This window comes from Bradyrhizobium sp. 23AC, assembly GCF_054863025.1.
This window is the reverse complement of sequence record NZ_JAVAYN010000019.1, coordinates 112,439-125,805: the sequence shown is the minus strand read 5'-3', so window position 1 is coordinate 125,805 and position 13,367 is coordinate 112,439. Positions and strand designations below refer to the sequence as shown.

At 65.2% G+C, this 13,367-nt stretch carries 8 protein-coding genes; 2 read left to right on the top strand and 6 right to left on the bottom strand.

The window, feature by feature from the left end; genetic code table 11:
• The first annotated feature begins 102 nt into the window (after nt 1-102).
• Nucleotides 103-879 carry an arginyltransferase gene (locus RAD10_RS32705; protein ID WP_018320036.1) on the top strand — a complete coding sequence of 259 codons (777 nt, stop codon included), beginning with the start codon at nt 103-105 and terminating at the stop codon, nt 877-879.
• Between the two features lie 36 nt (nt 880-915).
• Here the strand turns inward: RAD10_RS32705 and RAD10_RS32700 are convergent, their stop codons facing one another.
• The 5 genes from RAD10_RS32700 to RAD10_RS32680 form a co-directional block, all read right to left on the bottom strand.
• On the bottom strand, nt 916-2,397 hold the full coding sequence (locus RAD10_RS32700; protein ID WP_461620640.1) for a Dyp-type peroxidase: 1,482 nt from the start codon (nt 2,395-2,397) through the stop codon (nt 916-918).
• The gene (locus tag RAD10_RS32695) at nt 2,394-4,202 is read right to left on the bottom strand and encodes a hypothetical protein (protein ID WP_461620639.1); all 1,809 of its coding nucleotides are present in this window, start codon (nt 4,200-4,202) and stop codon (nt 2,394-2,396) included. Before RAD10_RS32695 ends, RAD10_RS32700 begins: the two co-directional genes overlap by 4 nt.
• A 19-nt stretch (nt 4,203-4,221) precedes the next feature.
• Entirely contained in the window at nt 4,222-5,352 is a 1,131-nt protein-coding gene (locus RAD10_RS32690) for a cytochrome P450 family protein (protein WP_461620638.1), read from the bottom strand.
• 149 nt (nt 5,353-5,501) lie between these two features.
• Entirely contained in the window at nt 5,502-8,696 is a 3,195-nt protein-coding gene (locus tag RAD10_RS32685) for an adenylate/guanylate cyclase domain-containing protein (protein WP_461620637.1), read from the bottom strand.
• 495 nt (nt 8,697-9,191) lie between these two features.
• On the bottom strand, nt 9,192-10,544 hold the full coding sequence (locus tag RAD10_RS32680; RefSeq protein ID WP_461620636.1) for an Nramp family divalent metal transporter: 1,353 nt from the start codon (nt 10,542-10,544) through the stop codon (nt 9,192-9,194).
• Between the two features lie 167 nt (nt 10,545-10,711).
• Here RAD10_RS32680 and RAD10_RS32675 point away from each other — a divergent pair, with 167 nt between their 5' ends.
• A complete protein-coding gene (locus RAD10_RS32675; RefSeq protein ID WP_461620635.1) occupies nt 10,712-11,956 on the top strand; it encodes an MFS transporter in 1,245 nt (414 codons plus the stop codon).
• Here RAD10_RS32675 and RAD10_RS32670 read toward each other — a convergent pair.
• On the bottom strand, nt 11,953-13,212 hold the full coding sequence (locus tag RAD10_RS32670) for an adenylate/guanylate cyclase domain-containing protein (protein ID WP_461620634.1): 1,260 nt from the start codon (nt 13,210-13,212) through the stop codon (nt 11,953-11,955). The genes RAD10_RS32675 and RAD10_RS32670 overlap by 4 nt on opposite strands.
• Between the last annotated feature and the right edge of the window lie 155 nt (nt 13,213-13,367).

Genomic DNA, 13,367 nt, shown 5'->3' with positions numbered 1-13,367 from the left:
TGGATCCTCTAAGCTGACTGATCTGACCTGCCGAGCTGACCAATTGACCGGGGGCTTCCGTAGCGCGATGCTGATACTCACTTCGGAGGCCCACGACGTCCCTTGACCCAGCACTCGCGCGATACCCCCCAATTTTACCTTACGGCGCCGTCCCCCTGCCCGTATCTGCCGGGTCGGCATGAGCGCAAGGTGTTCACGCACCTCGTGGGAGAGCGCGCAGGTGATCTCAACGACCTCCTGACCCATGGCGGCTTCCGCCGCAGCCAGTCGATCGCCTACCGGCCGGCCTGCGACCAGTGCCGCGCCTGCGTCTCGGTCCGGGTCATCGCCAACGAGTTCCGCCCCTCCCGCAACTTCCGCAAGGTGATGGCGCGCAACGCCGACATCATCGGCGAGCAGCGCAGCGCGGTGCCGACCTCCGAGCAATATTCGGTGTTCCGGGCCTATCTCGACGCCCGCCACCGCCATGGCGGCATGGCCGACATGACCGTGCTCGACTACGCCATGATGGTCGAGGACAGCCATGTCGAGACCCGCATCATCGAATACCGCAAGCGCGGCCCCGATAGCGGCATCACCGGCCGTGGCGAGGAGCTGATCGCGGTCGCGCTGACCGACGTGCTCAGCGACGGCCTGTCGATGGTCTATTCGTTCTTCGAGCCGGGCCAGGTCAGCCGCTCGATGGGCACCTTCATGATCCTCGACCACATCGCCCGCGCCCGCCGGCAAGGGTTGCCTTACGTCTATCTCGGCTACTGGATCGAGGGCTCGAAGAAGATGGACTACAAGGCCCGCTTCCTGCCGCAGCAGCGCCTCGCGCCCTCGGGCTGGCTGCGCATCGACGCACAGGGCGATGCGGCGTCCGAGCCGCAGGATTAACCCTCAAGATTGACCCTTCCGGCCTCGCGCCGGCTTTCAGGGCGCCAGAGCTGCGACGGCCTCCGAGCCGACCGCTTTGGAGATGCCCTCGCGCTCGAGGATGAATTTGAGCGCAGAGATTCCGGGAAGGAAGAAATAGCCTCCCCCCAGCGTCTGCGTAAACGCGGCCAGCGACACTTCCTCGCCGCTTGCCAATCCCGGCATGGAGAAGCTCCTGGCGGCGGCCGGCTTGCCGACGAGAGGGTCGTCCTGGTCGTTGAGGCACACGAACCGGGGATTTCGCAACCAGCGCTGGTAGATGAACTCGAACTGCCGCTCGAGATCGGCGTTGCACGCGATGAAGAAGATGCCCTTGCGCGGCTTCTTGTTCGCAACCTCCTCGCGATAGGGCCGCCCCCGGCGCAGCAGCCGGTGCAACTTGACCGACTTGATGCTCGATTGCACGTCGATGCCGAGCGTATCCCTCGGATTGACCCGGCGGATATGGGCTCCCTTCGGACAGCCAAAGCCGTTCGCGTCGTCGACACGAAAGCGAAACGCATCGGCTTCCGAATCCGAAATCGAAGCGCCGGGATCGCCCTGCCACGACAGTGACTTTCCATTCCTTCGACGGCCCATCACCTTCTCGCAGACGGCCTCGCCGTAGACCGCTTCAAATTTCGCGAACGCGTCGACATCCTGCTCGATCTGGCGAACCGCCAGATAGGTTCCGTTCAGCGCGAAGCGGCCGCTCGTATACGTGGCGTCGCCCGGCCATCGCTTGACGTTGGGGCAATAGGTCAGCTCGTCATATTCGTTGCGATAGCCCAGGATGAATTCGCCCGGGGCGACGACGCGATCCTCATACAGGATGCCGGCATCGTCCCTGACCTGCCTACGCTCGGCGCCGCGCTCTTCCCTGAGCTCGCTGATCACGGGCTGCGCGAGGCCATCGCGAAAGCCGAAGGACTCGTACAATCTTTCTTCCTTGTCGCCCGCCTTTTGCTGGAAGGCGCAGGGATCGTTGTCGACCTTTATGACATCGAACACGCTGGGATCAGGATCCAGTTCTGCTGACTTCTCCGGCGCGCTCGCCATCTCGGCAGCGCTCCGTCGCTTTCTCCATTCGGCAACCAGGACATGCACGGGGCCGCCGGCACCGCCTTCAACATCGGACCAGCGCCATTCCCGCGGGCTGTCCCTCAACAGCAACGCGCGCAGGTCGCAGCCCATGCCGCTGCTGAACGGGGACGGAAACGGATGCGCATTGGTCTCCTCGCATCCGAGCTTTGCCAGTCCCAAATAGGTGAAAGCGATCGCGACGGCATCGTCGACGGGGTGCTTCCTCGATTTCCTGACATCGGCGGCACTGACGACCAGCTTCTTGTCGACGAGCGCTTTGAGCCACGCTCGGGCATCGTCCTCGCGGCCCGCCTTGATCGTCAGCAGCCAGAAGCGGCTGGTCTTCAACCAGCCAAAGCCGCTTCCGAGCATTCCCTGAATGTCCTTGAGCTGTTCGGAGAGATGCGAAGCCTTCATGTTTCGATCGCCCTCATGATGAAGTCGTCGTTCCTGTCGTTACGCTCGCCGAACAGGGCGTCGCGCAGCCCGGTCGCGAGGTCGATCTCCTCGATCGTCGCGTTGCACGCGTCGAAGCGATACATGTGCGGAAGCATGCTGTCGCGGGCGTAGGACTTGAATTTCAACTCGCACTTCACGCCGCGAAAAAGCACAAAACGCGTCGGCGGAAAATCGCGCGGCGTCTTGATGTCCGGCTGCCCGACCGCCGCCGATCCCCGCGGCCTCAGCGTCGTCCATCGCCAGGCCAACGTGGTCCCGATCGTCGCGCCGTTGATGAAATCGTCGAGGTAACCGCCGAAATTGCCGTCGTAGTTCGAGCAGAATAGAAAGCGCCGACCGTCCTCGATAATGTGCCAATGGCCAAAATGGATGCCCGGTGCATCACCGAGCCGCCCCTCGGTGAAGAACACCCGCCCAAAGAACGTCACGACGCGCAGGGACACGCGGATCCACCAGGCGCTCCAGCCGTTCGGGCTGCGGATATCGGTCAGGCTGACCATATGCGCGGTCCCACTGGCCAACAGCGCTTCGCACTGGTCGATTGACGGATGAACCTGCTGGGCCCGGGCAACATCGTCTTCGTAGGGGTGAAAGAACCACTTGCTCAAGGTCGCAAACCGGCGATTGATCCAGGAGAAGAAGGTCCCGATGCAGAGCAGCGCCACGATCGCGAGCACGCCGAAGAGGGCGAGCTCCCATCCCGGAACCCGCGCGGTCAAAGCCTCGATCCCTTCCATGATCGGCTTGGGATAGAAGACGAAGACCACCGCACACACCAAAATGGCAACGAGCAACGGGACGACCACGATCCAGCCGACAACACGGGTGGAGAATGACGACCACGTCTCGGTCGGTCGTTCGAGTTCGCGGCGAACGCTGTCTACCCAGCGTCGCCAGGGCGCAAACAGGGCCGGCAGCGCCACCAGGAGCAGCCATCCCAGGAACAGGAGCGCGACAAAGGCAAGCAGTGCCCTGACGCTCGCCCACACGATCCACATGCTCACACCGCTGATGACGTCCACCACGGACTGCACATCGGGCCAGGATGCGCCGACGAACCAGGTGATCGCGCCGAACAACCCGCTCGGCAGCGCGCCCACGAGCCAGACCAAGGCCAGCCACAAGCCGAAAACCACGAGCCCATAGCCGACCTTTGCCGAGATGCTCGCACCCTTCCCGCGCCAATAGGACCGCGGTGCAGGCTGCATCGCCCAGTCGAAGCGCGGGTCCTGGAATGCCCGCTGCGCCAGCGCAAGCGCGAACGATGCACGGTCATCGCCGTACATGGCTTTCAACTTGCGTCCCTCGTCCCGGGTCCAAATCAGGAGATCGCGCTCCTTCCGGATCTGCCGGGCCGTTCGGTCGCGAGGACCGACGAAACCGCCATCGGCGAGACTGAGCCACCCGACCAGCTTGTCGAACAATTGTCCGTTGCGCGCGCTCACCAGCGGAGGCCCGCCGCCGGGCCAATAGGAGCTGAAGAGCGACCACATCGCGCCGCTGGGATGATGGACCAGCCTGTACAGCATGTCCTTGGGAGCGATGCCTTCCTCGACGGCAAGCTCGAGCATCAGCGACGGCGCCTGCTCCTCTGCGTCCGTGCGCGCCGGCAACAGGGCGATGGACGCGAACTGAATGACCGCAACATCCTGAAGGAGCGCATTCAACGCGGACTGCATGTCTCCCGAGTCCGAAAAATCCACCGCGCCGCGCCAGCCTGGCGCAATGATGCAGATCATCTGCTGCCGGACCATTTCGAGCATGGATTGTCCTTCCAATCCGTCAGACGAAGTTCACGCGCATGCGAGACATCAGCGGGCCGTCGTAGGCGATGGCCTTGCCCTCGCCCCGCGTGAGCCGCAGCTCGGGCAGGATCAGCAGACCAATCAGCGCACTCGTCAGGATCTCGACCGCGTAATCCTTGGCGGGACATTGGCGGGTGCCGTATCCGAACATCAGCCAGCGCAAATCCTGGTGCGGCCCCCAATTGCGGGCGGGACAGAACCGACCGCTCTTCTTGACCACCCTGGAATCGAACAAGGCGGCGATCGACCAGATCGCCATCTTGCCGCCAGCGGAGCACGGCGCATTGTGCCGTGCGCCGGTCTCGAATTCCGTATCGCGCGGCACGTCGCGCGCGAGCAGCGGAAAGATGGGCCGAAAGCGCATCAGCTCGAGCATGTGCTCGCGCACCAGATCGCGGAACTTGGCGTCTTGCCAAACGCCGGCCGGCCCGAGTCGCTTGGCTTCCTCCCGCAAGGCCCGGTGAACCCCGGAGCGCCCGAGCAACTCCTGCACGGCCAGTGCCCCCGACTGCACCGTGACCGGATGCGAAATCCAGGCAAGACCGGCGGCATTCCGCGTGATGGTGCTGGCGGTGCTCTGGACACCCCAAGCCTGTTCGATGTCGCGGCTCACGGCGGCGATACGTGCCCGCAACGCATCCGAGCAGAGTTCTGCCCGTCGCTGGACCCTCAGCGTCGCAGTGCTTCCGGCAAGCAGCTGGCCTGCGACATACCTGATTTCCAGGAGATATTGCCGTTGCAGCCCGGGGTCGTTGAAATTGCCATGCGCGCCCGCCACCACCTTGCCCGTTGCCGCCCCGAACAGCGGATCCATCGCTCGAAACACGATCCACATCAGGTAGTCGTCAATGAGGTCGAACGACTTGTTGGTCCCAAGCTGCCCAAGCTGCTCGACGCGTCGCTGAACCTCCTGATCGGCCGCGGCTGGCAGGCTCGCAGCCAGCAAAGCCAACCGGTCATCGAGCAGACGCCTGTCGTCGTGGTAGGTGGGCCCCGGATCCATGCCAATCAGGTAATCGCCGGCGGCCAGATTGGCCGCATGGGCAGAGTTCGAGAAACTCTGCGGCCTGGTCAGGACACCCTTGACCGCACTGGCGCGTGCCGCCATGCCGAACCAGCCGCCCGCGAACGGCCAAAGCCGAAACAGGGCACCGACGGCTCGCAATGCCCTCGGACGGCGATTGGCCCAACAGAAGATCCCATAGGAGAGGCTGCGGAGCCCCGGCGGCATTGCATCAGGAGTGCCAGCTGAGATTTTCATGCTGCGTACCCGTCCTTCCGCCAATCTGCGAGCGCCGCGGCGGCCCGCATCCGGTAGTGAGGCATGCCCAGACGCTCCGCCGCCTCGGCGGTTCGCTTGAAATGCGCTTCGGCCCCGGCCTGATCGCCGGCTTGCCGCAGCGTTTCGGCGAGCTCGTACAGGGCTTCGGTCTGGTGTCCGTATTCCTCAGCGGCCTGCTCGACCGCCTTGCGTCCGACGGCGATCGCATCGTCCAGTCGTCCGAGCTTGCGATAGGCGACACCCAGGCTCACACGCATGAACGTCCTGCCATAGGGGCCGGCCGCCTCGTAGATGCGATCGGCGAACCCCTTCTCCAGCATGGGCACCGCTTCGGCAGCCTTGCCATTGCGCGCCAGCGCGCTGCCGAGAACGCCGGTGCACACGGACAGCATGGTCGGCACGTTGTGCGTCATGCATTGCTGCACACCCGTGCGCATCAAGGACTCGGCACGGTCGAGCTCCTCGCGTTCGACCCAGATCTGCGATTGGACCGTGTCGATCAACAGACGGGAATATGGGTGATCGATGTTCGACAGAATCTCATAGCTCTTGGCGAAGAAATCGTCCGCCGCGCCGCCATCCCCGAGGCGCCACAACGTGCTGGCATGAAATGCGTACAGGTTGATGATCGGAATCGCAGCCCAGCCGGACTGGACATAGTGCGCCGACAATTCCGGTTCGTAGTCCGACAGCAGGATGCGGCCTTCGGCCGCCGCGTCCGCGTACCGCCCGAGCGCATGCAGATGCATGAGGCGGGTCTGATGCGCCGCCATCATCATGTGACGACGCTGTGCGAGGCGCGCCGCTTCCAGCCCCTGCGAAGCGTAGCCCAGACCTTGCTCGAAATGTCCGCGCATCCACAGAAACACGGCCGTCTCGGTCGAAACCGCCGCCCTTGCACGCTGATCGTTCAGTTGCACGGCGATGGCTTCAGCCCGCTCCATGTTGTCGAAGATCTCGTCGATCTGCCCGAGAGCCAGCATTGCGCCAATGGCCTCCAGCCGGAGCGCGAGCTCCAGGGTCTGGGCGGTCGTCGCGCCCTCGACGCGCCGTGCCGCATGGATACCCTTCTCCAGCAGTTGGACGGCCTCCCGATTGGCCGAGCGCGAGATGGCACGAGCCATCGACTTGACGGCGAATCTTGCCGCCTGCTCCCATTCCTCGCCCCCGAAGGCATGATGCGCCAGTGCCGGCGCGGCATCGACATCGGCGGCCCCGGGCTGGGCGTGTAGCGCCAGGAAGGCCTGGCGATGAAGTGCCTTGAGCCTGGCGCGCGTGAGCACCCCGAGCACGACGTCACGGACCAGCGCATGGCGGAATGCGAAGGCATGCGACTCGTGCGAGCCCCTCGCCTGATCCGGACTCGTCAGCAATCCAGACGCGACACAAAGACCCAGCAATTCTTCGGCGCGCTCGAGGTCCACGGCCTGCATCGCGGCAACCAAATCGTGCGTGATGGGATCGCCAAGGATGGCCGCAGCCTCGAGCGCCGACTTTGCGGCTTCGGGCAGCCTGTCGACCCGCGCCCCGATCACCGCCGCGATGGAGCCCGGCACGCGCAGCTCTCCGAAGGGCCTCTGCAAACGGTAGGCGCCGGGGGTCCCTTCCAGCGACCCGTCATCAATCAGCGTGAAGACCAGTTGCTCCAGGAAGAAGGGATTGCCGTCGGCACGCGCGACCAGTTCGGTCATGACGCCGAGCACGGACGGATCGTCGCCGAGACAGGCGCGCGCGAGCTGGAGCATTTCTCCGTCGCCCAGCGGCTCGATCACGCGCTCGGAAAACCAGGACGCCCGACGCCACTGATGGTCGAAATCCGGGCGATAGGTGACGCAAATCAGGACCGGCAGCGCCTGAAGTTTGGGAAGCAGGCCCTCGAACAGCCGCCGGCTCTCGCGGTCGGCCAGGAAGACGTCCTCGAGCACGAGCAGGAAAGCGCCGGACCGCACGCGTCTGCGCACGAGCCAGAGCAACGCCTCGCCGATCCGGCGCCGTCGTTGCGCCGGGTTCAGCGCCAGCCAGGCCTCATCCGGCGCCGCAAGTCCCAAGAGATCATTGACCGCCGCCAGATGCTCGGCGCCGTCATCGGGCCATTTCGCGATCAACGTCTGCTTGGCGGAATGCCGAATGTCCGCCGCGCTGGTTTGCGGAAGCCCGACCAAACTTGCGGTCAGATCGGTGGCGGTGCTGTAGGCCCGCGTGCTCGCATACCCTCTCGCCTGGGAAAAGCAGACTTCCACCCCCTCCCGCGCGAGGCTGTCCATCCAGTCGACGATCAGGCGCGACTTGCCGATCCCGGCATCGCCGCACAACCCGATCGTTCGCATTCCGGACTTTTGAACGGTATTCAGGGCCCCTTCCAGGATCCTCAACGTGTCTTCGCGCCCGATCAGAGGCGCCCAGCGCGGCTTCCGCGTCAACGGCGCCGCCGCCGAACTTTCGGTCTCCACCACGACTTCATGCACTTCGATCGGAACATCCAGTCCGCGCACGGACCGCACGCCGGCCGTACGCGTGTCGATTTGCTGCGCGACCAGCCGTTGCGTCGCGGCGCTGATCAGGATGCCGCCGGGCGGCGCCATCTTCTCAAGTCGCGAAGCGAGATGGATTGTCTTTCCGTCCGCGCCGTAATGGGACCACCGGTACTGTCCGACGATACCGACCAGCACCTCGCCCGAATTGATTCCGATGCGCAGCGTCGGGCTGACAACGCCTCCGACGTCATGGGCTGGAATGGATGCTCTCTGCATCTTGAGAGCGGCAAGGCACGCCCGCAGGGCGTGGTCTTCCTGCGCCACGGGCGCGCCGAACAAGGCGACGAGGCCATCGCCGAGCAACTGGCTCACCGTGCCGCCATAGGTCTCGACCGCTTCAGCCAGCCGGTCCAGTGCCCTGCCGAGATAGGCGCGGGCTTCCTCGGGGTCGACATGCTGCAAAAGGGAGGTCGAGTTGCAGACGTCAACGAACAGCACGCTGACCTGCTTGTTTTCAGTCAGCATCTGCGAGCGAACGGGAAGATGATGGTGCAGCTGGACGACGTGCGCATCGCGCTCCGGGGCGCCCGGCTCCTCCGCGTTACGATTGAGACTCGCGCCACATTGAGAGCAGAAGCGATGCTCGCGGGAAATACGGGCTGAACAAGCGGGGCACCTGGTCACGGCAGCACACACTCATCAATGACTTGAACGAAATTACCAACGCGTTCTGGCTTGAACATCGCCCCTTCGAGGCGTGAACCCGCTCAGCAGAAAAACAAGCTGTCGATCGATCCAAACGATCAAACCAAACATTTCGTGCGCCAACTATATTCGCGCACAACCGATAGATGAGTCCGGAGAATTGCAGTGGCCGCTCTTGGTCCGGCGCAGGACCCGCCGATCATCCCGCCGGAAGCAAAATCAATGCTGAAACAGGGGTGATTATTGTACGCCCGGTCAGCAATTGCAACTAGTATACGCGCGCCGCACAAATTGAAAAGTGACAGTTTGCCAAATCGAGTTCCGACGCCAGGGTTTGCAACCCCTGCGCGCGACATCGGAAGCACGCCGCCAGCCAAGACATCTAACCGGGCAGACGCTCGCTTTCACAAAGGTCACGCTCGCTGCCTGATCGGGGGCCGTCCGAGCAAGGCTCACTTGAACGGGCCGGACAGATAGCCGCCGCCCTCACCCGAACAGCGTATCTACCAGCAGCTTCACGTTCAAAATCACGATGACACCCGCGACGATCCACGCGATCGCCGCGACATATCCCGGAATCGCGAACTGCCCCATCTTGCGACGGTCGGAGACGAAACGGACCAGCGGGATCACCGCAAAGGGCAGCTGCATCGACAGCACGACCTGGCTGAACACCAGCAGATCAGCGGTGCCGCGCTCGCCATAGATCGCCGTCACCACGATCACCGGAACGATGGCGATGCCGCGCGTGAGCAGGCGGCGCGCCCAGCTCGGCAGGCGCAGGTCGAGAAAGCCTTCCATCACGATCTGGCCGGCGAGAGTCGCCGTCACCGTCGAGTTGAGGCCGGAGGCGAGCAGCGCCACCGCGAACAGGGTCGAGGCGATACCGAGGCCGAGCAGCGGCGATAGCAGTTCGAAGGCCTGGCCGATCTCGGCAACATCGGAGTGGCCGCTCTTGTGGAAGGTTGCGGCTGCGACCACCAGGATCGCGGCATTGATGAACAGCGCCAGCATCAGGGCGATGGTCGAGTCCGTCGTCGCCCACTTGATCGCCTCGCGTCGGCCGGTGTCGTTGCGCTCATAGGCGCGCGTCTGCACGATCGAGGAATGCAAATAGAGATTATGCGGCATCACCGTCGCGCCGATGATCCCGATCGCGATGTAGAGCATCTCGGGGTTGGTGAAGATCTCGCTCTTCGGCATGAAGCCGTGCAGGACCTCCGCGACCGGCGGCGCCGCAGCCACGATCTGGACCGCGAAGCAGACCGCGATCACCGCCAGGAGTGCGATGACGAAGGCTTCGAGGAAACGGAAGCCGCGATTCATCAGGAGCAGCAGCAGGAAGGCATCGAGGGCCGCGAGCAGCGCGCCGCCGATCAGCGGAATGCCGAACAGCAGCTTCAGCGCGATCGCGGTGCCGATGACCTCGGCGAGATCGCAGGCAATGATCGCCGCCTCGCAAGCGAGCCAGAGCAGGAAATTCACCGCCGGCGAATAGGTGGCGCGGCAGGCCTGGGCGAGGTCCCGGTCGGTGACGATGCCGAGCCGCGCCGCCAGCGACTGCAGCAGGATCGCCATCAAATTCGAAAGCAGGATGACTGACAGCAGCGTGTAGCCGAACTTGGAGCCACCGGCGAGGTCGGTCGCCCAATTGCCGGGGTCCATGTAGCCGACCGAGACCAGATAGCCTGGGCCGACAAAGGCGAGCAGCCGGCGCCACCAGCGGCCCGCGGCCGGAATGGCGACCGTGGCGTTGACCTCGGCGAGACTTTTGGTGACGGGCGCATCAGCGCGCCAGCCGGCGGCGTCGGGTGTCAAATCAGGCGAGCGGGCATCCATGGGGCGAGAATACCGAAATCGAGTCTTATTGCAACTCATTTGCAACTGCATCTAGCGGCATGGGTTCCCGTGCCTGCCGTTATTCGCCGCCGTGTCGGAAAGCGGGTGGGTTCGGCGGCCCTTGGCGCCGGATACTGGCGCCAACCCGACTTTGCAGGAAATGAGCCATGTCAAACCCGCCCCGCCTCCCTGACACTTTTGGCCGCCTCGCCTGGTCCAACCTCGCCGCGCAGTCGGCCGAGCAGATCGCATTGGCCGCAGCTCCCATCGTCGCCGTGCTCACGCTCGGGGTCGCGGAAGGACAGACCGGCCTGTTGCAGACCGCGCTGACCCTGCCCTTCGTGCTGTTCGCGATCCCGGCCGGCCTGCTCGCCGACCGCATCTCACGCCGGTCGCTGATGGCCGGGGCCGAGGCGCTGCGGGCTGCGGCGCTCGGGACAATCGTGCTGCTGCTCGCGCTCGGCGCCCTCAATCTTCCGCTGCTGGCGCTGCTCGGCTTCGCGGCCGTGTGCGGCACCGTCGTCTACAGCGTGGCCGCGCCGGCGCTGGTGCCGTCGTTGGTGAGCGCGGAGCTGTTGCCGGCCGCGAATGCCCGCATCGAGCTGGCGCGCACTATCGCCTTCGCCAGCGGACCCGCCCTCGGCGGCGCACTGGTCGGCTGGTGGGGCGCGAGCCCGGCCTTCGGCTTCGCCGCGGCGCTCTCGGCGATTGCGGTGGTGCTGCTCTCGGGCATCTTCGAACCCGCGCGCGCGCCCGCCCCGCGGCGCCATCCGTTCCAGGACATCCGCGAAGGCGCAGCATTCGTATTCCATCATCCGCTGCTGCGGCCGGTGTTCATCACCCAGTTCATCTTCAACACCGGCTGGTTCCTGCAGATCGCGGTGTTCGTGCCCTACGCGGTGCGCCATCTCGGCCTCACCGCCGCCGGCGTCGGCACGGTGCTGACCATGTACGGCGTCGGCATGGTGATCGGCGCGCTGCTCGCCACACGCGTGATGCAGCGCGTAGCCTTTGGCACGGTGGTCGGCCTCGGCCCGGTGACGGGCTTCGTTGCAGCTGTGGTGATGGCGCTGACGGTGCTGGTCCCCTCACCCTGGCTTGCGGCGTTGAGCTTCTTCCTGCTCGGCGTCGGGCCGATCCTGTGGGTGATCTCGACCACGACGCTGCGCCAGTCGGTGACGCCGCCGCGCCTCTTGGGCCGCGTCTCCGCCATCAACATCATGAGCTACGGCGCCCGCCCGCTCGGCTCGGCGCTGGGCGCGATCGTCGGCGGCCTCTGGAGCGCGGAAGCCAGCCTTTATCTCGCGGCCGCCGTATTCGGCGTGCAGGCGCTGGTGATCTGGCTGTCGCCCGCCGTGGCACTGGAGCGGCAGCCGGACATGGTGGGGGATGAAGTGGCGGCGCGGTGCTAGCTCGCCAGATACCGCTCGTAGCTCCCCGTCACCGGCTCGCTGGCGTCGACCTCGGGATCGAGCGTGTAGAGATCCTGCGCGCGGCCGATGCCGCGCAGCGCGTAGCGGCCGGTGGAGACGAGATAGCGCCGGCCGGCGGCATCCAGGCCCTTGTAGAATTCCGCCGATGCCAATAGCTCGCGGTCGACCGAGCGGCTCATCGAGGCGATGCGGCTGACCTCGTTGACGGTCGGCCCGACAACCGTGAAATCGAGCCGGTCCTCGCTGCCGATATTGCCGTAGAAGACCTCGCCGACATGCAGGCCGATATAGGCCGACGTGGTCGGGCGGCCGTCGGCCTCCCGCCGCCGGTTCAGCGCCGCGACGTTCTTGCGGAACAGATGCTCGGCGCGGAGCGCAGCGCGCCGCGCATCCGCCATGTCCTCACCCCAGAACATCGCGAGCACGCCGTCCCCGATCAGCTTGAGCACGTCGCCGCCGGCCTCGTGGATCGCGTCGATCACGGCCTGCGCATAATCGTTGAGGAACGGGATGATCTCGTCGGGGCCGATGCTCTCGCTGATTCCGGTCGAACCGCGCAGATCGGAGTACCAGAGCACGGCGTTGATGCGCTCGGTGACGCCGCGCGAGATGCGCCCGCGCAGCACCTGCTCGGAGGCGTCGCGGCCGAGATAGACGCGCCCGAGCGTGCGCGCGATATCGACCTGCTGCCCCGATTTGATCGCAAGCCCCAGCACCGGCACGAGATCGCGCAGGGCCTCGAGCTCGCCCTCGGAGAAGCCGCTGTCGCGCCGCGTGGTCCAGCAGGAATAGAGGCAGTCCATCAGGCCGAGCGCGCCGTTCTCGCCGAAGCGGTGCACGAAGGCGAGATAGTGCTTGTGGCCTTTTTCGGCGAGCTCGCCGATCTGCGAGAAATCCATCGACGGCGCGTCGGCCAGATCGATCACCATCTCGTCGTGGCCGTGCTCCAGCATGTGGAAGAACACCGAGCGGCGCCAGCTTGCGGCGGCATCGCCCTCGGCGGTCGAGCCGTATTCGAACGCGTCGCTCTCGTTGCTGGGACGGTCGCTCCAGCGGAAGCCGCGGCCCTCGTAGATCGGATGCAGCGTGTCGATCACGACGAGCGCACGCGACAGCTCCAGCCCCTCGGCGCGGCAGCGCTCGCAGAAGCCGCGGAGCAGGTCGATTTCGGGAAGGCCCGTGAGCCCCTGGCCCGTCAGCCAGTTCATCAGCGCAAGGCGCGAGGTCAATTGCATGCGCCATTATGGCGTGCATTCGTGACGAGCGGAAGGCCACGCGCGAACGTCATGCAACCAAGGCGCCCGCCTGCAGCAGGTCGAATATGCCGCAGGCGCGGTTGACGCGCTGTCGTGCCGGCTGCAAATGGAACCGATGTCACTGCCGACCAGAA

Coding starts and splice junctions, on each gene's coding strand:
- RAD10_RS32695 (WP_461620639.1), bottom strand. CDS start 4,202: ATGCTCGAAATGGTCCGGCAGCAGATGATCTGCATCATTGCGCCAGGC.
- RAD10_RS32670 (WP_461620634.1), bottom strand. CDS start 13,212: ATGCAATTGACCTCGCGCCTTGCGCTGATGAACTGGCTGACGGGCCAG.
- RAD10_RS32675 (WP_461620635.1), top strand. CDS start 10,712: ATGTCAAACCCGCCCCGCCTCCCTGACACTTTTGGCCGCCTCGCCTGG.
- RAD10_RS32680 (WP_461620636.1), bottom strand. CDS start 10,544: ATGGATGCCCGCTCGCCTGATTTGACACCCGACGCCGCCGGCTGGCGC.
- RAD10_RS32690 (WP_461620638.1), bottom strand. CDS start 5,352: ATGGCGGCACGCGCCAGTGCGGTCAAGGGTGTCCTGACCAGGCCGCAG.
- RAD10_RS32700 (WP_461620640.1), bottom strand. CDS start 2,397: ATGAAGGCTTCGCATCTCTCCGAACAGCTCAAGGACATTCAGGGAATG.